Here is a 17,854-nt window from a genome sequence, read left to right as displayed (position 1 = left end):
GCCCACTCGGCACTTGGACCGGACCGGGACCGACCCTCAGCCGGAAGCCACGTAGATACCTAGGGCCCCCTCGGCCCTGACCGTCCTTACCACTCACGAGGCGCCGCGCGGTGGTTGCTGGATCGTTGAACGATCTGGCACTATCGGCGAGGTGCCTGCACCCACCGGAGCCCAGCATCTCGCCGACGCGCTGACCGCTCTGGGGACCGAAGTCGTCTTCGGTCTCCCCGGCGTGCACAACCTGCCGTTATGGGAGGCGCTGGCCGATACGGACATCCGGCTCGTCGGGGTCCGGCACGAGCAGACGGCGGGGTACGCCGCCGACGGGTACGCCCGCGCCACGGGGAAGCTCGGCGTCGCGCTGGTGACCACGGGGCCCGGCGCCGCGAACACGCTCGCCGCCGTCGGCGAGGCCATGGCGTCGGCCGCGCCGGTGCTGATCATCGCGACCGACATCCCGTCCACGCTCCGGCGGCCGGGCGTGGTCCGCGGCGTGCTGCACGAGTCGTCGGACCAGCAGGCGATGTTCGCGCCGGTCACCAAGGCCGGGTTCACCGTGACGAGTGCCGACCAGGTCGCCGCCACCCTCCATCGCGCGGCCCGGCTCGCGCTTCAGCCGCAGAGCGGGCCGGTCTACCTCGGCATCCCCGCCGACTTCCTGTCGGAGCGGACGCCCGCGCGCCGCCCGCCGCGGTCGCACGCCCGGCCGTTCGAGATCCCGGAACTCGCCGAGGCCGAGACGCTCCTGGCCGCCGCCGACCGGCCGCTGATCTGGGCGGGCGGCGGCGCCCTGCGCGCCGACGCGGGCGAGGCGATCGGGAAACTCGCCGAACGGCTGGCCGCGCCGGTGCTCACCACGTTCGGCGCTCGCGGGCTCCTGCCGGTCGATCATCCCTGCCTCGCCCCGAATCCGGTGCACGCGCCCGAGGTCGGCGCGCTGTGGGACGAGGCCGACGTCGTCCTCGCGATCGGCACCGACTTCGACGGGCTGATGACGCAGAACTGGCTGATGCCGCAGCCGAAGAAGCTCATCGCGATCAACGTCGACCCGGACGACGCGGCCAAGAACTACCGGCCGGACATCACGCTGGTCGGTGACGCCCGGGTGCTCGTCGAGGCGCTGAAAGTCGAGGAACGGCCCGGTATCGCGGCACTCGTCGGCAGGCTCGCCAAGGTCTCCGCCCGGGTCCGGCGGCGGATCAAGGAGGAGGAGCCGCAGGCCGCGGACCTTCTGTCCACTTTGGACGAGGTGCTGCCGCAGGACGCGGTCGTGGTCGCGGACATGTGCGTGGCCGGGTACTGGATCGGCGGATTCCATCGCGTCCGCGCGCCGCGCAAGCTCGCGTATCCGATGGGCTGGGGCACCCTCGGCTACGGCTTCCCCGCCGCGCTCGGCGCGGGTGCCGCGGGCGTCGGCCGCGCGATCTGCGTCAGCGGTGACGGCGGGTTCCTTTTCGGCTGCGGCGATCTGCACACACTGGCGCAGGAACAGCTGCCGGTCACGGTGATCCTCGTCGACGACGGCGGCTACGGGATGCTCCGCTACGACCAGGATCGCGCCGGGCTGCCGCGCCGGGGCGTCGACTGGGACAGTCCCGATTTCGTCGGCCTGGCGCGGTCTTTCGGGGTGCACGCGGACCGCGTTTCCGGATTCGGGCGTGCGTTCCGGCGGCTGCTCGGTGAGTTCGTCGAGTCCGACGAGCCCAACGTGCTGGTCGTTCGCGCGAAGATGGCTCCGCCGCTCAACACCTCGCCGCGCTGGTACCGCAAGGAATCCCCGTGACCGGGCTCCGCGTCGGCGTGGACATCGGCGGCACGTTCACCGATCTCTGCGTTCTCGGCGAGTCCGGCGTCGTCGCCGTCGGCAAGGTGCTGACGACGCACGACGAACCCGCTCGCGCGGTCGAGGAAGGTCTCAAGAGGACACTCGCGGACGCCGGGCTGGACGCGGGCGACGTCGAGCAGTTCGTGCACGGCACGACACTGGTCACGAACGCGCTGATCGAACGCAAGGGAGCGCGTACCGCCCTCCTGGCGACGGCCGGTTTCCGTGACGTGCTGGAGATGCGGCGCGAGCACCGGTACGAATTGTACGACCTGCTCATCGAATTGCCGGCCCCGCTGGTGCCACGGCACCTGCGGTTCGACGTCCCCGAGCGGATCCTCGCCGACGGGACCGTCCACACAGGACTGGACGAGGAGTATGTCGCGCGACTCGGCCGGGAGCTCGACGCCAGGGGGATCGACGCGGTCGCGATCTGTTTCCTGCATGCCTTCACGAATCCCGCGCACGAAAGGCGGGCGGCCGAGGTGCTGCGGGAGGCCGCGCCCCGGTTACGGGTCGCGCTCTCCAGCGAGGTCGTCCCCGAGATCCGCGAGTTCGAACGCATGTCGACCACGGTCGGATGCGTCTACGTCCAGGACCTCACCGAACGTTACCTGCGTGACCTGGAGAGACGCCTCCACGAGGCCGGGGTGCGGCCGTCACCGCACATCATGCTGTCCAACGGGGGCATCGCGACCGTCGACACCGCCGCGCGCTACCCGATCCGCCTCCTCGAATCCGGGCCGGCGGGCGGGGCGCTGGCCGCGTCCGCGATCGGGGCGGCCGCCGGCGTCGAGGGTCTGCTGGCCTTCGACATGGGCGGCACGACGGCGAAACTGTGCATGATCTCCGGTGGCGCGCCGCTGGTGACGCACGAGTTCGAAGTGGACCGGAAGTACCGGCTGCTGCCGGGCTCCGGGTTGCCGGTCAAGGTACCGGTCACGGACATGATCGAGATCGGGGTCGGCGGCGGCTCGATCGCGCGGATCGACGCGCTCGGCCTGCTCACCGTCGGGCCCGATTCGGCGGGATCCGAGCCCGGCCCGGTCTGTTACGGCCGAGGTGGCACCGAGCCGACCGTGACGGACGCCGACCTCGTGCTCGGCTATCTCGATCCGGGATATTTTCTCGGCGGCGGAATGACTTTAGACCTCGAAGGCGCGCGTGAGGCGATCCGCTCGAAGATAGCCGGGCCGCTCGGCGTCAGCGTCGAAGAGGCCGCCTGGGGCATCCACACCAGTGTCAACGAGGACATGGCCAATGCCGCTCGGGTCCACGCCGTCGAACGCGGCAAGGATCCGGCGAAGCTGCCGATGTTCACCTTCGGCGGAGCCGGACCGGTGCACGGCGTCGGGGTGGCGCGGGCGCTCGGAGCGCCCGAGGTGGTCGCGCCGCCCGCCGCCGGGGTGCTCAGCGCGGCGGGCTTCCTCACCGCGCCACTGGCTTTCGACTTCGTGCGTTCGGCGCGTTCCGCGGTACTCGACCTTTCCCGGGAACAAGTCGACGCGCTGTTCGGAGAGATGGAGGCCGAGGGCGCGGAGCTGCTGGAGAAATCCGGTGTGGACGGTGCGGACGTGACGCACCGCCGGATCGCCGAGATGCGGTATTCCGGGCAGGGCTACGAGATCCGGGTGCCGGTCGAGGGCGGGGACTGGCCGGGGTCGTTGATCGACGCGTTCACCGAGACCTACCGGACGCTGTACCGGCGGACCGGGCCGGACGTCACGATCGAGGTGCTGAACTGGCGCGTCGTCTCCAGCGGCCCGGCGCCCGAGGTCACACTGAAACTCGCGGGCGCCGAGGCCGAGGGCGACGCGCGCAAGGGGACCCGTCCCGCGTACTTCCCCGCCGAAGGTGGCTTTGCCGACACGGCGGTGTTCGACAGGTACCGGCTCAAGCCGGGTGATCGCGTCGAAGGACCGGCCATTGTGGAGGAACGAGAGTCCACCGTGGTCGTTCCGCCGGGGGCTCGCTGTGTCGTCGGCGAGGATGCCAGCCTGGTGGTGACGGTATGAGCGTCGACCCGATTCTGGTCGGGGTACTGGGAAACCGGCTGCATTCCATCCTGGCCGAACAGCAGAACGCGCTCGTCAACACGGCGTTCTCGTCCGTGGTGCGGGAATCGCTCGACCTCGCCTGCGCGGTGTTCGACTCCCGCGGCGAGATGATCGGCCAGTCCGTCGGCGGGACGCCCGGCCACATCAACGCGATGGCGACCGGGATGCGCCATTTCGTCGCCGCGTACCCGCCGGAGACACTGGAACCCGGCGACGTCCTGCTCACCAACGACCCGTGGCAGACGGCAGGACAGATCAACGACATCACCGTCGCGACGCCGGTGTTCCTGCGGGGACGGCTGGTCGCGTGGTTCGCCTCCTGTTGTCACGCCCCGGACATCGGCGGGCGCCTGGTCTCCGCCGAGGCCAGCGAGGTCTTCGAAGAGGGCCTGCGCCTGCCGATCATGAAGTTCCTCCGCGCGGGCGAGGTCAACGCGGATCTCGAATTGCTGATCCGCGCGAACGTCCGCACCCCGGAGGAGACCATCGGCGACCTGTACGCGCAGGTCACCGGGAACGAGGTCGGCGCCGCCGGCCTGGTGCGGCTGCTGGAGGAATTCGGCCTCGATTCGCTGGACGACGTCGCCGCGGAGATCATGAACCGCTCCGAGCGGGCGCTGCGGGACGCGCTGGCGAAACTGCCGGACGGCACGTACACCAGCGAGCTGGTGACCGACGGGTTCGACGACGAAGAGGTCGTCCTCAAGGTCGCCGTGACCATCGACGGCGAGGACATCCACCTCGATTTCGCCGGCTCGTCGCCGCAGAGCCGCCGCGGGATCAACGTCGTCCTGAACTACACCAGGGCGTACGCGTCGTTTGCAATCAAGGCCGCCATCTCGCCGGAGGTGCCGCACAACGCGGGTTCGTTCCGGCCGGTGCACGTCACCGCGCCGGAGGGCTCGGTGCTCAACTGCACGCCGCCCGCGCCGGTCGCGTCGCGGCACCTGATCGGGCACTTCCTGCCTTCACTGCTGATCACCGCCCTGCACGAAGCCTTGCCCGGCAACGCCTTGGCGCACAGCGCGGACGCGTTGTGGATGACGATCTGGCGCGGGACCGACGCCGAGGGCCGCGAATTCATGCTCAACGTGTTCCAGACCGGCGGGATCGGCGCACGGGCGGCCAAGGACGGTCTCAACACCACCGGGTTCCCGAGCGGCCTGCGGTCCACGCCGACCGAGGTCATCGAGACGATGGCGCCGTTGATCCAGCGTGAACGCGTGCTGCGCACGGATTCCGGCGGCGCCGGGAGATGGCGCGGCGGCCTCGGCCAGTGCACCGCCATGGCCGCCCGCGGCGAGATCTCGTGGAGCGTCAACGGGAACGTCGACCGGGTGCGCCGTCCGGCGTCCGGTGTGGACTCGGGACACGACGGCGCGGTGGGCCGGTTCGAGCTGGCCCGCGGCCCCTCGCCGTCGAAGAGCCGGGTGAACCTGCGCCCCGACGACGTGGTGAACGTGATCCTCCCGGGAGGCGGCGGTTACGGCGACCCACGCGAGCGCGATCCGGAGGCCGTGCTCGCCGACGTCGTCGACGGGTACGTCTCGGTGGAAGCGGCGCGCGAACTGTACGGCGTCGAGGTCACCTATCACGGAGATCCCGAGGCGCTGGTGCGTCTTCCGGAGGACTACAAAGCGGTTTCGTCGAGAGGGAGGAAATGAGCATGGGCCGGCTGGCTGGCAAGGTCGCGGTGGTCTTCGGGGGAGCGAGGGGCATCGGTCTCGCCACCGTGAAGGAGTTCGTCGCCGAGGGCGCGACCGTGTTCTCCAGCGACATCCGCGAGCCCGCGGAAGCCGTCGAAGGCGCCCGTCAGTCCCTTGTGGACGCCACTGACGAAGGCCAGGTCGACGAGTTCGTGCGCGGTGTGATCGCCGAAACCGGACGGATCGACGTACTGTTCAACAACGTCGGTATCCACCTCGGAAAACCACTGGTGGACACCACACTGGTGGAATTCGACAACATCTTCGCGCTGAACGTGCGCGCGGCCTTCCTCGGCACGCGGGCGGTACTGCCGCACATGATCGCGAACAAGGCGGGCAGCATCGTCACGACGTCGTCCAACGGCGGCGTGATGGGCCGCCCCGGCGACCCGGTGTACAACGCCACCAAGCACGCGCTGGTCGGCATGACGAAGTCGATCGCCGTCGCGCACGCGCACCAGGGGATCCGGGCGAACACGGTCAACCCGGGCGCGATCGACACGGACATGCTGCGCGGCACGCTCGCGTCGCCGGAGGACTTCGAAGCCAAGCGACACCAGCTGACCGCGAGCACACCGGCGGCGCGGGTCGGCGAGGCGTGGGAGGTCGCGAAAGCGGTGGTCTTCCTGGCCAGCGACGAATCGCGGTTCGTCAACGGGGTCGCCCTCCCGATCGACGGCGCCAAGGCCGCCGGCGCCATGCCGGGCAACCGGTACAGCCTCGACTTCGAACTCGGTGTCAGGTAAAGCCATGTCCACTCCTGCCGCCGAGGAGACACTGGCCCGCGACAGACCCTTGCTCGAACGGAGCGGCACAGCGGAACGGGTCGCCGAGATCCTGCGCCAGCGCATCACCGAAGGCGTCTTTCCGCCCGGGTCGAGGCTTTCGGAACCGTCGATCAGCGCCGCACTGGGCGTCTCGCGCAACACGCTGCGCGAGTCCTTCCAGCTCCTGGCGCACGAACGGCTCGCGGTGCACGAACTCAACCGCGGCGTATTCGTCCGCGAACTGACCGCGCAGGATATCTCGGATCTCTACGTGATGAGGAGGGTCACCGAATGCGGTGCGCTGCGGCGCGCGGCCGAGCTGTCCACTGTGGATCTGTCGGCGATCGAGGCCGCGGTCCGGGAGGGCCGTGCCGCGGCCGACGAAGGCGATTGGCAGGCCGTCGGGACCGCGAGTATCGCGTTCCACCAGGCGGTGGGCGACCTGGCGGACAGCGAGCGGGTCAGCACTACGATGCGCCAGGTCCTGGCGGAGACGCGGCTGTTCTTCGTGCTGGCGGAGAACACGCGGGCGTTCTTCGAGCCGTTTTTGGAGCGGCACGAGCGGATCCTGCGGGATCTGGAGCGGGGGCGCTTCGGACCGGCTGAGACGGCGCTGGAGCAGTACCTGCGGGATGCGGAGAAGCAGCTTCTGGCCGCTTACGGCCGCCGGGACTCGTGAGTGGTAAGGACGGTTAGAACCGTCCTTACCACTCAAGAGCTTTAGCAGCGCAGCGTGGCGTCCGCCCAGTCCGCGTGGTCGGAGTCGGCTCCGTCACCGCCGTCCGTGACGACCAGATCGAGCACCTGAACCCCGCTGAGCGGCACGGAAAGCTTCTCGGCCGCCTGGCCGCGCTTGAGCACACCGGTGTTCGCCAGCCGCTTGCCGTCGCCGACGACCTCGAAAGCCACACTGCCTCCGGCCTTCTCGTCGTCGACTCCGACGGACGAGGTGAACGACGCGCAGCCACCGCCGAGGTAGAGCCGGACCTTCGACGGCGCGTGGACGCCCAGCCCGTCGTCGTAGGTCACCCCGCCGATGCTCATCCGGCGTCCGTCGCCTGCTTCCGATTCACCATTGCTGGTCCCGCGTTCCACCGGGCCATAGCCGTTGTCCGCCGTCATGAACACCGCCTTGGACAGCGCGTTCGTCCCGGCGGCGGGCGGTCTCACGAGGGGAGCGCTTCCGTCCACGGACAACGACCGCGCACCCCAGGACGTCCGGTAGCCGAACCGGCCGGAGACCTCGACCCGGTCGCCACCGGGGGACGACGGCCGCATGGACCAGGTCCGTTCCCACGACTTCCCCGGCGCGACAGCGGGAATGCGTGCTTCGGTGTCACCGTCGGGCTTCCATCCCGCGCCGACCGCCAGCTTCACCACGCCCGACCGGACCGGCGCCCGGCCGTCGTTGAACACCCGCAGTGTCGTGGTGAACGGCTTGTCGACGGCCGCGTATTCGGGCGAGGTCAAGGAAAGCGTCGTATGCGGCGCGGCATTCGGCTGGTGCGACGGCCAGACGCGGAACACCGCGGATCCGTGGCTCGGCAGCCCGGCTCGCAAGGTGCCGGCGGATTCGGTCTCCGCGCCGGTCCACAGATCCCGGACCCGGTAGCCGGACGCGGCGGGCGCGCCGATCTCGCCTGCGGTGGCTGACAGGGTCGCCGGGGCGCCGCCGCGATTGAAGAGCACGACGGCGTTCGAGCCGTCGGACATCGGCTTGGCCCACACTTCGGTGTCGCCGTCGTCGCGGACCTTGTGGCCCTGCTTGCCGCCCCAGTCCTGGTTGACCGCGAGAAGATCCTTGTTCAGCAGGATCTTCTTGGTCGCTTCGGACATCGAGCGCAGATCGTTGCCCGCCAGCAGCGGGGCGTTGAGCAACGACCAGAGCGCGAAGTGGGAGCGGTATTCCGTGTCGGTCATGCCGCCGTTGCCCACTTCGAGCATGTCCGGATCGTTCCAACCGCCCGGCCCGGCATAGCCTTCCAGGCCGACCTGCTGGTCGAGGAGGCCGGTCATACTCGACCAGGTGTCGCTGATGTCGCCGGTGGTGCGCCACAACTGGGCCCCCGCGCTCTTGCCCCACTCCCAAGGCTTGTTCTCGCCCCATTCGCACAGGGCGTAGACGATCGGACGGCCGGTCTTCTTCAGTGCCTCGCCCATTTTCGTGTACCGCTCCAGCGCGGGGCGGCCCTGGTTGTGGCAGTTGTCGTACTTGAGGTAGTCGACTCCCCACTCCGCGAACGTCCGCGCGTCGACCTCCTCGTGGTCGAGCGAACCGGGCATGGTCCGCGCGCAGGTTTCCGTGCCGGCGCTGGTGTAGATGCCGAGTTTCAGGCCCTTTCCGTGCACGTAATCGGCCAAAGCCTTGATGCCGCTGGGGAAACGGGTCCGGTGTGGTGCGTACTTCCCGTCGGGGGTGCGGTTCTTCTCGGCCCAGCAGTCGTCGATGTTGACGTACTGGTAGCCCGCGGCCTTCATCCCGGACGACACCATGGCGTCGGCGGTCTCCCGGATCAGCTGCTCGGTGATGTCGCAGTTGAACTTGTTCCAGCTGTTCCACCCCAACGGAGGGGTCGAGACGGCCGGTGGCGGGCTCTCGGCGGCCGCCACCGGAACGGCGCAGAGGGCGGTGAGCGTGCAGGCGGTGACGAGAGCGCCAGCGAGACGACGCATAAGTTCCTCCAGAGTGCTCAACTTTGAACAAACTCAATCACTAAGCAACAGGATCGATCGCCGCAGGTCAAGCAGCCGAAGGGATGGTGTTGGAAATTAACCGGAGGTTGCCGGACAGGTCCGGAGCGCGAACTGTGCACGATGGAGTGTTCGCGTCCCGGCCGGATCCGGGTGAGGATGGGGGCACGAGCACGAGGAGGAAGATCATGGTTTCGTCGGCGTCCGCGCGCAATCCGCTGTGGCACCCCTTCGCGGACATGGGAGCGGTCGACGGCGACCGGCTCGTCATCACCCGCGGTGAGGGTTCCTACGTCTGGGACGACGAGGGCAAGCGGTATTTCGACGCGACGGCGTCACTCTGGTACGCGAACTTCGGGCACGGGCGCGAGGAGATCACGCAGGCCGTCGCGGACCAATTGCGGACGCTCGATTCGTACAACCTGTTCGGTTACAACGCCAACGAGCCCGCGCTGAAGCTCGCCGAGCGCGTTTCCGCGCTCGCACCCGAACCGGGCTCGAAGGTCTTCTTCGGATCGGGCGGCGGTGACGTCATCGACACCGCGGTCAAGATCGCCCGTTCGTATTTCGCGCACCTCGGGCGGCCGGAGAAGGTGCACGTCATCGGCCGAGTGCAGGGGTACCACGGCACACACGGTTTCGGCACGGCCGTCGGCGGCATCGCGGCCAACGCGGCGGGTTTCGGGCCGCTGCCGGGTGACATCTCGCATGTGCCCTATGACAGTGCCGAAGCGCTCGAAGCGGAGATCCTGCGGGTCGGCCCGGAGCGGGTCGCGGCTTTCTTCTGCGAACCGGTGATCGGTGCGGGCGGCGTCCTGCTTCCCCCGGACGGATACATCGAGACGGTCGCCGAGATCTGCCGCAGACACGACGTGCTGTTCGTCGCGGACTGTGTGATCGCCGCGTTCGGGCGGCTCGGAACCTGGTTCGGGATCGACCGGTGGGCCGTGAAACCGGACATGATCACGACCGCGAAGGGCATCACCGGCGGCACGATCCCGCTCGGCGCGCTGATCGTCGCGCCGACGGTGGCCGAACCGTTCTTCACCGGCGCGCCGGGTGCGCCGGTGCTGCGGCACGGCGCGACCTACGCCGGGCATCCGGTCGCGTGCGCCGCGGGGAACGCGACGCTGGACATCTACGAGCGCGACGGGCTCATCCTGCGCGGACGGGAGCTGGAGAAGCCGCTGGCGGACGCGCTTTCCGGGCTGGCTTCGCATCCGTTGGTGGCGGAGGTCCGGGCCGGGCTGGGCTTCCTCGGCGCTGTCGAGCTGAAGGCCGAAGTCATCGAGGCGAACCCCGGCGCGGCGAACCGGCTGCAGCGGCTGGCGCGGGACGAAGGCGTCCTCGTGCGGAACCTGGCCAAGGGGATCGCGGTGTCACCGCCGCTGATCGCCGGTGAGACCGAACTCGACCTGCTCGCGACGGCTTTGCCGCGTGCGCTGGACAAGCTCGTCTAGTCAAAGCCTCATGAGTGGTAAGGACGGTTCTAACCGTCCTTACCACTCACGAGCCGCGCACGAGGGCCGCGCGCTCGGTCATGAAGGGCACAGCCGACGGGACCAGGTCCCTTCATGACACCCCCAGTGGCGGGCCCTCGCGGGCCCGCCTCAGGAGAGGCAGAGTTCGTTGCCCTCCGGGTCCGCGATGGTGATCCACTCCGCGGGCCCTTGCTTGCCGCGGTGCAGGAACGTCGCACCGCGCGCGGTCAGCCGCTCGAGTTCGGCCTCGATCTTGCCCGCCCCCATCCGGATGTCGAGGTGCAGCCGGTTCTTGACCGTCTTCCCCTCGGGTACCAGCTGGAAGAGGAACCGCTGTCCGGTCTCCGGGTGGACGATCGCCGCGCCGTCCTTCCACACCAGGACACCGTTGTGCGTGGTCGTCGCTTCCTCGGAGGCATACCCCTTGGCGATCATCTCGCGGATGAACTCCTCGTTGCTCTCCTCGACCCGCCACCCGAGCATCTCGGCCCACCAGTCGGCGAGGTCGTGCGGATGAGCGGAGTCCACGGTCACCTGGAAGTCATACGCCATACCGGCACATTAACGACCCGCCCCGACAATTCCGGGCGGTCATGCCCGCTGACCACGGTGAACCGCCATTTGTCGACCCCGCCGCCGATGATCTCGGCGTAGCGACGAGCGCCGTCCGCGTTGGCGAAGCGCACCTGCTGCCCGTTGGTGAGATGGGTGATCTTGACCGCCATCCGTGCCTCCCTGAAGTCCGGTGCCGGCCCGCGGAGCTTCCCCCTCCGGGGCCGGCGCCGACAGTAGAACACATGTTCGACACTGGTCGCCAATCCAGCCCCCCGGGAGGGTCATCGCCGCATGGTCACCCGCGGCCACGCGTCCAGGCCACGGGCGATTTCGTGGTCCCGGACGGCGCGCAGGCCCCCTGTGAGGGTCTCCTCGTCTAGCGTCGCGAAGCCGAGCTGGGCGTAGTACGGCGCGTTCCACGGCACCTCGGCGTACGTCGTCAGCGTCAGCCCGGCGAGCCCTTCGCGCGAAGCCCACTCCGCGGCGTGCTCGATCAGCCGCCGCCCGAGGCCCCGGCGCGCGTGAGCCGGATGGACGGACACCTGCTCGATGTGGCCGTGGCCGTCGACGACCTCGGCGAGCAGGTACGCCACCGGCCCGTCGCCCGTGTCCCACACCCAGGCCCGGCCCGCGCGCTGGAAGGCCGTGAGGTCCGCGATCGACGGCGGGTCGTCGTCGGCGATCGCGGCCATGCCGAGCGCGCGGAACGGTTCGCCCGCGGCGCGTTCGATGTCCTGGAGTACGGGAAGGTCTTCGGAGGTGGCGAGTCGGATCACGGATCGAGTTCTACCCCGCCGCGGCGCGTGGAGGCGCGTGAATTAGGGGCTTCGGCGGGGGACACGCGTGATTGGGGGGCGAACTCGCGTGATTGGGGAGCGATCTCGCGTGATCAGAGGGCGAACGATGAGACGGCGCGGTGGATCCTGCTCGCGTACGACTGGAGCGCGACGATCGCGGCCCGCTTCGCGTCGTCGCCGATCCGGGTGGCGGGGGCGGCCAGGGTCAGCACCGCGGGCCGGTGCCCGGTGCTCGGGATCGGCACGGAACACGACCAGACGCCGTCGTCCAGCTCGCCCCAGCTGACCGCGAACCGGTTCGCCCCGGCGCGTTTGACCTCTTCCCGCACGCTCGGGCCGCGGCGCTGGACGATCGACGAAAGGCGCCTTTCGCGTTCGCCCTCCGGCAGCATGGCGAGCAGCATCTTGCCCGACGCGCCGGTGCCGAGCGGGACTGAATGCCCCGGCTGGAAGGTGAAGCGCATCGCGCGTTCGCATTCGACCCGGTCCGCGCAGACCGCGGATTCGCCGAAATGCTGGAACAGCAGCACTGTCTCGCCGAGGTCGCGGGCCGCCTCCTCCATCGCCGGACGGGCCAGCCGGGCGAGGTCGTTGGCCAGTTGCGCGGCCCGCGCGAGCGGCATCACCTGGCTCGTCACGTGGTAGCGCCCCGTCCTGCCCTCCTCCAGGAGCTGGAGTTCCTTCAGCAGCGCGACATAGCGATAGGTCGTGGCGACCGGGGTGCCGATCCTCGCCGCGAGTTCGGCGACGCTCGCGTCCCAGCGGCGTTCGGAAAAGGAGAGCAGCAGCTGCAGTACTTTGCGCGAGCTGCTGGCGCCGGGGGTGCGTTTCGGCGGGGCGGTGGTGTCCAGGGATCGTGCGGCAGGCGTCATCTCGACCTCTCGCCGGAGAATCACGAAGAGTCAAGAAACTAGCACATTGTGTGAATCGCCGACCAGGGTCTTTGGTCCACGAACAAGCGGACTTCTTGCTAGGTTCGGCCCATGGAAAAGCCCTTGGCAGGCAAGATCGCGTTGGTCGCCGGGGCGACTCGCGGGGCCGGGCGGGGAATAGCGGTCCAGCTGGGCGCCGCGGGCGCGACCGTTTACGCGACCGGTCGCAGTACCGGTTCCCGGCGATCGGAAATGAATCGCCCGGAGACGATCGAGGAGACCGCGGCGCTCGTCGACGAAGCGGGCGGGCGTGGGATCGCGATCGGTGTGGACCATTTGGCGGCGGACCAGGTCCGCGAACTGGTGGAACGGATCGACGCCGAACAGGGCGCGTTGCACGTGCTGGTCAACGATATCTACGGGGCGCCCATCGAATGGGGCAAGACGGTCTGGGAGTCCACTTTGGACGTCGGACTGCGGACGCTGCGGCTCGCCGTCGACACCCATGCCATCACCAGCCATTTCGCGCTCCCGCTCATGATCAGGAATCCGGGCGCGCTGGTCGTCGAGGTCAACGACGGGACCGCCGGGTACAACTCGGAGAACTACCGGGTTTCGTTCTTCTACGACCTCGCCAAGACCGCGGTGAACCGGATGGCGTTCGCGCTCGGGCACGAGTTGGAACCGCATGGCGGTACCGCGGTGGCCGTCACGCCGGGCTGGTTGCGTTCCGAAGCGATGCTCGACGCTTATCGGGTGACCGAAGAGAATTGGCGGGACGCGACGAAGGTGCAGCCGCATTTCGCCATTTCTGAAAGCCCGGCGTTCGTCGGCCGGGCGGTCGCCGCGCTGGCCGGTGACGCGGAAGTCGCCCGCTGGAACGGGAAATCGGTGTCCAGCGGCGAATTGGCGAAGGAATACGGATTCACCGACCTCGACGGCAGCCGTCCCGATTGCTGGCGCTATCTCGTCGAGGTCCAGGACCCCGGTCTGCCCGCGGACGTCACCGGCTACCGCTGAACCTCCCGGCGCAGGAACGGCGTGAGCAGACCGGGTGCGGCCTGCTCCGCCATCGCCAGCCCGGCCGATTCGCCGACGTCGACCACCTGATAACCGCCCTTGCCCGCCGCGATCGGGGCCGTCACGGTGATCAATCCGGCACGGCGCTGGAAGAACGAACGGCTGACGACGACGCCGGTGACCCCCTCGCGCCGGATCGCCACCGTCGCCCGCGCCAGGGAACCCGATCGGCTGACCAGGTACCGCCCGACGATCGCGTGGCCGAGGTTGCGGTAGCGGTCCCAGCCCACCAGCGCGGCGAGCGGGACCAGGCCGAGCGCGACCTGCCACATCCACGACGGCAGGAAATCGATCCACGCCAAGCCGAACAGGGCGGCGGCCAGGATCAGCACGCCGCCCACCGCGCGGGTGAGCCGCCTGGTCAGCGCCCGCCGCGGATGCCGGTTCAGCGGGACGGTGGCCGGGTCGAAGTTCTCCCGCAGCACTTCGGCCGCGACCTCGTGGACCCGGCCGACGGGCGCGGGCGGCAGCAGAAGCCCGCCGCCCTTGTCCCCGCCTTTGCCCTCACGCAGCCCGCCCACGATCGCGGTGAGCCGCGCCCCGCCGGCGATCCGCAGCGGCAGGGGCTCCTTCACCTCGACGCCGCGAAGCCGGTCTTCTTCGATGGACACCGAACGCGTGGTGATCAGCCCGCGCCGGACGTGCAGGGTGCCTTCCGTCTCCCGGGTGAGCTTGAAGTTCCAGAACGACAGCACGTAGCCGCCGACGGAGAGCAGGGAGACGACCACGAGCAGGGCGACCGCCGCGACGACCACGATCAGCCACACCGCCGTGTTCGCCAGATCGTCCATGAGATCCCGCAGCGGGCCCACGTTCTCCGGGGCGATGTTCAGCTGGTGCGCGAAATGCCAGACCGCGGCGAAGATCGCGCCCACCACGGCGAGCCCGGACAGGGTGAACGGCGCGTATCGCACCCATTTGCGGTCGACTTCGGCCACGACCTGCTCGGGAGGCGGGGCGGTCTCAGTGGTCTCCTTGCGGTGCAAGAGAACCGTGCGCAGCCGGTGGGCCTCGGCCTGGCTGACGGCGTCGAGCACCAGTTGATCGCCGTTCGCGCCCTGTGCGGGCGAATGCCGTCCGGTGCCGATGCGCACGGCGCTGAGGGAGAACAACCGGTGCTTGGGTTCCGAGGTGACGTCGACCGTGCGCACCCGGTCCAGCGGGATCGCGCGATGCTTGCGCAGCAACAGCCCCGTGGTCCATTCCACCTGGCCGTCGGCGATGCGGTACCGGGAAGTGAGCACGTGCGAGACACCGACGAGCACGGTCAGCGCGGTGACGCCGAGCCCGAACCATTCCCAGCCGTTGCCCCGGCCGAGGATCACCGTCCCGATCAGCACCGGCAGTGATTTCACGACGTCGAGCACCGGCCTGATCAGCAGCATCCGGCGATCGAGCCGGCGCCACCGGCCGACGGCGGCGTCCGGTGGTGCCTCGGTGCTCATGTCGCGTCACCGGGAGTGGCCTGCGTGGTCTTCGTGAGTTCCGCGGCGAGCTTCAGCGCTTCGGCGTGGTCGAGACCGGCGATCTTGACCGGACCCGCGGCCGACGCCGTCGTCACGGTGATCTTCGCCAACCGGAACAACTGCTCGACCGGGTCGCGTTCGATGTCGACGGTCTGGATCCGCGAGATCGGCGCGATCCGCCAGTCCTGGCTGAGCCAGCCTTCCTGGGTGTACACGGCCTCGCCGGTGACCTCCCAGCGGTGGATCCGGTAGCGCCACTGCGGCATGACCAGCAGATGCAGCGGCGCGACCACGCAGGAGATCGTCAAGGTCACCGTGAGCCACGTCGGCGCGTCGTCGCTCGTGATCACGAACACCGCCTGCGCGCCGATGAGGATCACCCAGCCGACCGCGGCCCACACCGTCCAGTAGCCGATGGCGCGCCTGCTCACCCGATTGGCGGGCGGGCGCAGGCCGAGCGTCTCTTCTGTCACCTCTCCAGCCTGCACCACGTCCGTGTGGACCGCCCACGACAGCTGTCACGGACCGATAGAATCCAAGCCACCGTCGGCGGAATGGATACCCCCTATCGGGGCGTTGCCACCTGCTAGACGGTCGTACCCACGAAACCTGGAGGATCTGGTGGCGCTGGACCCGGAAGACCTGTACGAGGTGGACTCGGACGTCCCTGACCTCGGCGGGGCCGTGCTCCTGCACTACTTCGACGGCTTCATGGACGCGGGTTCGGCGGGCAAGCTCGTCGCCGAGCAGCTGCTGAACTCCTCCGAGCACCGGGTGATCGCGCGCTTCGACGTCGACCGCCTCATCGACTACCGCTCGCGCCGCCCGGCGATGACCTATTCGATCGACCACTGGGAGGCCTACGACGCCCCCGAACTGGTCGTCCACCTGCTGCACGACGCCGACGGCGTGCCGTTCCTGCTGCTCACCGGGCCGGAACCGGACCACGACTGGGAGCGGTTCTGCGCGGCCGTGCGCGGGCTGGTCGAACGCTGGGACGTCCGGCTCACCACCGGTTTCCACGGCATCCCGATGGGCGCGCCGCATACCCGTCCGCTCGGCGTGACCGCGCACGCGACGCGGAACGAACTCGTCGGCGAACACCGTCCGCTGCCGAACCGGATGCAGGTGCCGGGCAGTATCGCCGGGCTGCTGGAGTTCCGTTTCGGCGAGTGGGGGCACGACGCGTCCGGGTTCGCGGCGCACGTGCCGCACTACCTGGCGGACTCGACGTACCCGAGCGCCGCGCTGAACCTGCTCGGCGCCGTCGCCGCGGCGACCGGGCTGAACCTGCCGGACGGGGACCTGCGGGAGGCCTCGCACGAGGCGGAGGCCGAGATCGCCCGCCAGGTCGCCGGATCGGAGAAGGTCGCCGACGTCGTACGCGCGCTGGAGCAGCAGTACGACACGTTCATGGAGGCGTCCGGCAAGGAGAGCCTGCTCGCGGAGTCGGTCGAGCACATGCCGACCGCCGAGGAACTGGGCAACCAGTTCGAGCGGTTCCTGGCCGAGCAGAACGGCGGGGAGACCCCGGAGCGCTGAAGGCTCCAGTAGCGTTGGTCTGTAAGTACATGAAGGCCCCCTTCACCACCTCTGGGGCTGTCACGCTCGCTTACGTGCGTTCTGCCGGTTGGCGGGCGACGGTTTCGCGTGACTGGACGGACGACTCGCGTGTTCGGGCGGACGACACACGGCGGCCCCCTGGCCACGTGCGTGTCGTCCATCCAGTCACGCGTGTCGTCCGCCGGATCACGCGACATCGCCACTCACGACGCCGGTCAGTGGTCGATGGCGACCATCACCCGGGAATGCTTCGGCCGCTCGATCTCGTCGACCAGCGCGACCGCGAGATCCGCGTAGGAGAACGGCCCCGCGTCCGCCGCGCGCGGCAGTACCCGGTGGTCCCCGCTGCGGTACGAGCCCGTGCGCTCGGCGTGTTCGTCGATCATCGCCGGCGGCGGCGCGATGACCACCCAGTCGAGCGCGCCGCCGGACGCACGGAAGACCTCCAGTTCCGCCGTGTGCCCGAGCGAGAACTCGCGGTGCTCGGGCGGCCAGCCCGGCTGGTCGTGGAAGGCGACGCCCGGAGCGACCTCCAGCGCCGACCCGACGCCGACGACGACCAGCCTCGCGACACCGGCCCGGCCGAGGCCGTCGATCAGCGCGTGCGCGGCGGCCGGGTAGTACTCGCGTGACGGGAGGTCCGCGCGGTAGATGGAACTGATCGCGGCGTCGTGCCCGGCGGCGGCCTTCGCGACGTCGTCCGCGACGGTGACGTCGGCGGCGATCAGGGTGACGTTGTCCCCGGCGAGATCCGGGTGGCGGCCGGGATCCCGCACGGCGGCGGTGACCTGGTGCCCGCGGCTCACGGCTTCGGCGACGGCGCGGCGCCCGCCGCGTCCACCCGCCCCGAAGATGACGATCCTGCTCATCGTGCTCCCTTTTCCGGTGCCGGCACCCGAGTACCGGCGGCGATCGCGATGCTAGGAGCGGCCCCCTCGGTTACCGCAACGAAACCGGCCCCGCGCGTTCTGGAGCCGTTCACCCGGATGGTGCT

16 protein-coding genes are annotated in these 17,854 nt (G+C 69.5%); 8 read left to right on the top strand and 8 right to left on the bottom strand.

What is annotated here, in order from left to right:
- The first annotated feature begins 151 nt into the window (after positions 1-151).
- The 5 genes from LCL61_RS35740 to LCL61_RS35720 are packed head-to-tail and all read left to right on the top strand — an operon-like array spanning position 152 to position 7,034.
- The gene (locus LCL61_RS35740) at positions 152-1,783 is read left to right on the top strand and encodes a thiamine pyrophosphate-binding protein (protein ID WP_340683826.1); all 1,632 of its coding nucleotides are present in this window, start codon (positions 152-154) and stop codon (positions 1,781-1,783) included.
- Complete coding sequence (locus tag LCL61_RS35735) at positions 1,780-3,840, top strand: hydantoinase/oxoprolinase family protein (protein WP_340683825.1); 2,061 nt, start codon at positions 1,780-1,782, stop codon at positions 3,838-3,840. The genes LCL61_RS35740 and LCL61_RS35735 overlap by 4 nt, the downstream gene beginning before the upstream one ends.
- Complete coding sequence (locus LCL61_RS35730; RefSeq protein ID WP_340683824.1) at positions 3,837-5,546, top strand: hydantoinase B/oxoprolinase family protein; 1,710 nt, start codon at positions 3,837-3,839, stop codon at positions 5,544-5,546. Before LCL61_RS35735 ends, LCL61_RS35730 begins: the two co-directional genes overlap by 4 nt.
- A 2-nt stretch (positions 5,547-5,548) precedes the next feature.
- Positions 5,549-6,334 carry an SDR family oxidoreductase gene (locus LCL61_RS35725; protein WP_340683823.1) on the top strand — a complete coding sequence of 262 codons (786 nt, stop codon included), beginning with the start codon at positions 5,549-5,551 and terminating at the stop codon, positions 6,332-6,334.
- A 4-nt stretch (positions 6,335-6,338) separates the two neighbouring features.
- Positions 6,339-7,034: a GntR family transcriptional regulator gene (locus LCL61_RS35720; protein ID WP_340683822.1), complete on the top strand. Its 696-nt coding sequence runs from the start codon at positions 6,339-6,341 to the stop codon at positions 7,032-7,034.
- Positions 7,035-7,075: 41 nt separating this feature from the next.
- Here LCL61_RS35720 and LCL61_RS35715 read toward each other — a convergent pair whose 3' ends face one another.
- Positions 7,076-9,028, bottom strand: a complete 1,953-nt coding sequence (locus tag LCL61_RS35715) for an NPCBM/NEW2 domain-containing protein (RefSeq protein ID WP_340683821.1) — start codon at positions 9,026-9,028, stop codon at positions 7,076-7,078.
- 206 nt (positions 9,029-9,234) lie between these two features.
- Between LCL61_RS35715 and LCL61_RS35710 the strand changes: the two genes are divergently transcribed.
- On the top strand, positions 9,235-10,506 hold the full coding sequence (locus tag LCL61_RS35710) for an aspartate aminotransferase family protein (protein WP_340683820.1): 1,272 nt from the start codon (positions 9,235-9,237) through the stop codon (positions 10,504-10,506).
- Between the two features lie 150 nt (positions 10,507-10,656).
- Here LCL61_RS35710 and LCL61_RS35705 read toward each other — a convergent pair whose 3' ends face one another.
- The 4 genes from LCL61_RS35705 to LCL61_RS35690 form a co-directional block, all read right to left on the bottom strand.
- Entirely contained in the window at positions 10,657-11,079 is a 423-nt protein-coding gene (locus LCL61_RS35705) for a VOC family protein (protein ID WP_340683819.1), read from the bottom strand.
- Positions 11,058-11,252: a hypothetical protein gene (locus tag LCL61_RS35700; RefSeq protein ID WP_020631236.1), complete on the bottom strand. Its 195-nt coding sequence runs from the start codon at positions 11,250-11,252 to the stop codon at positions 11,058-11,060. The genes LCL61_RS35705 and LCL61_RS35700 overlap by 22 nt, the downstream gene beginning before the upstream one ends.
- A gap of 111 nt (positions 11,253-11,363) precedes the next feature.
- Positions 11,364-11,858, bottom strand: coding sequence for a GNAT family N-acetyltransferase (locus tag LCL61_RS35695; RefSeq protein WP_340683818.1), 495 nt, complete (start codon positions 11,856-11,858; stop codon positions 11,364-11,366).
- A gap of 113 nt (positions 11,859-11,971) precedes the next feature.
- Positions 11,972-12,751, bottom strand: coding sequence for an IclR family transcriptional regulator (locus LCL61_RS35690; protein ID WP_340688757.1), 780 nt, complete (start codon positions 12,749-12,751; stop codon positions 11,972-11,974).
- 111 nt (positions 12,752-12,862) lie between these two features.
- Between LCL61_RS35690 and LCL61_RS35685 the strand changes: the two genes are divergently transcribed.
- On the top strand, positions 12,863-13,771 hold the full coding sequence (locus LCL61_RS35685) for an SDR family oxidoreductase (RefSeq protein ID WP_340683817.1): 909 nt from the start codon (positions 12,863-12,865) through the stop codon (positions 13,769-13,771).
- Here LCL61_RS35685 and LCL61_RS35680 read toward each other — a convergent pair.
- Positions 13,762-15,276 (bottom strand): PH domain-containing protein, encoded by a 1,515-nt coding sequence (locus LCL61_RS35680; protein WP_340683816.1) that lies wholly within the window; start codon positions 15,274-15,276, stop codon positions 13,762-13,764. The two genes, LCL61_RS35685 and LCL61_RS35680, sit on opposite strands and share 10 nt — an antisense overlap.
- The gene (locus tag LCL61_RS35675) at positions 15,273-15,812 is read right to left on the bottom strand and encodes a PH domain-containing protein (protein ID WP_425342078.1); all 540 of its coding nucleotides are present in this window, start codon (positions 15,810-15,812) and stop codon (positions 15,273-15,275) included. The genes LCL61_RS35680 and LCL61_RS35675 overlap by 4 nt, the downstream gene beginning before the upstream one ends.
- A 106-nt stretch (positions 15,813-15,918) precedes the next feature.
- Here LCL61_RS35675 and LCL61_RS35670 point away from each other — a divergent pair, with 106 nt between their 5' ends.
- Positions 15,919-16,839, top strand: coding sequence for a PAC2 family protein (locus tag LCL61_RS35670; RefSeq protein WP_340683814.1), 921 nt, complete (start codon positions 15,919-15,921; stop codon positions 16,837-16,839).
- A 236-nt stretch (positions 16,840-17,075) separates the two neighbouring features.
- On the opposite strand, the gene LCL61_RS35665 is transcribed toward LCL61_RS35670, so the two are convergent.
- Complete coding sequence (locus tag LCL61_RS35665) at positions 17,076-17,729, bottom strand: NAD(P)-dependent oxidoreductase (protein ID WP_340683813.1); 654 nt, start codon at positions 17,727-17,729, stop codon at positions 17,076-17,078.
- Between the last annotated feature and the right edge of the window lie 125 nt (positions 17,730-17,854).

Origin of the sequence: Amycolatopsis coloradensis (assembly GCF_037997115.1) — a bacterium.
Classification (GTDB): Bacteria; Actinomycetota; Actinomycetes; order Mycobacteriales; family Pseudonocardiaceae; genus Amycolatopsis; species Amycolatopsis coloradensis_A.
Note: the sequence above shows the minus strand (reverse complement) of the source record. Positions and strands in the feature narration are given on the sequence as shown.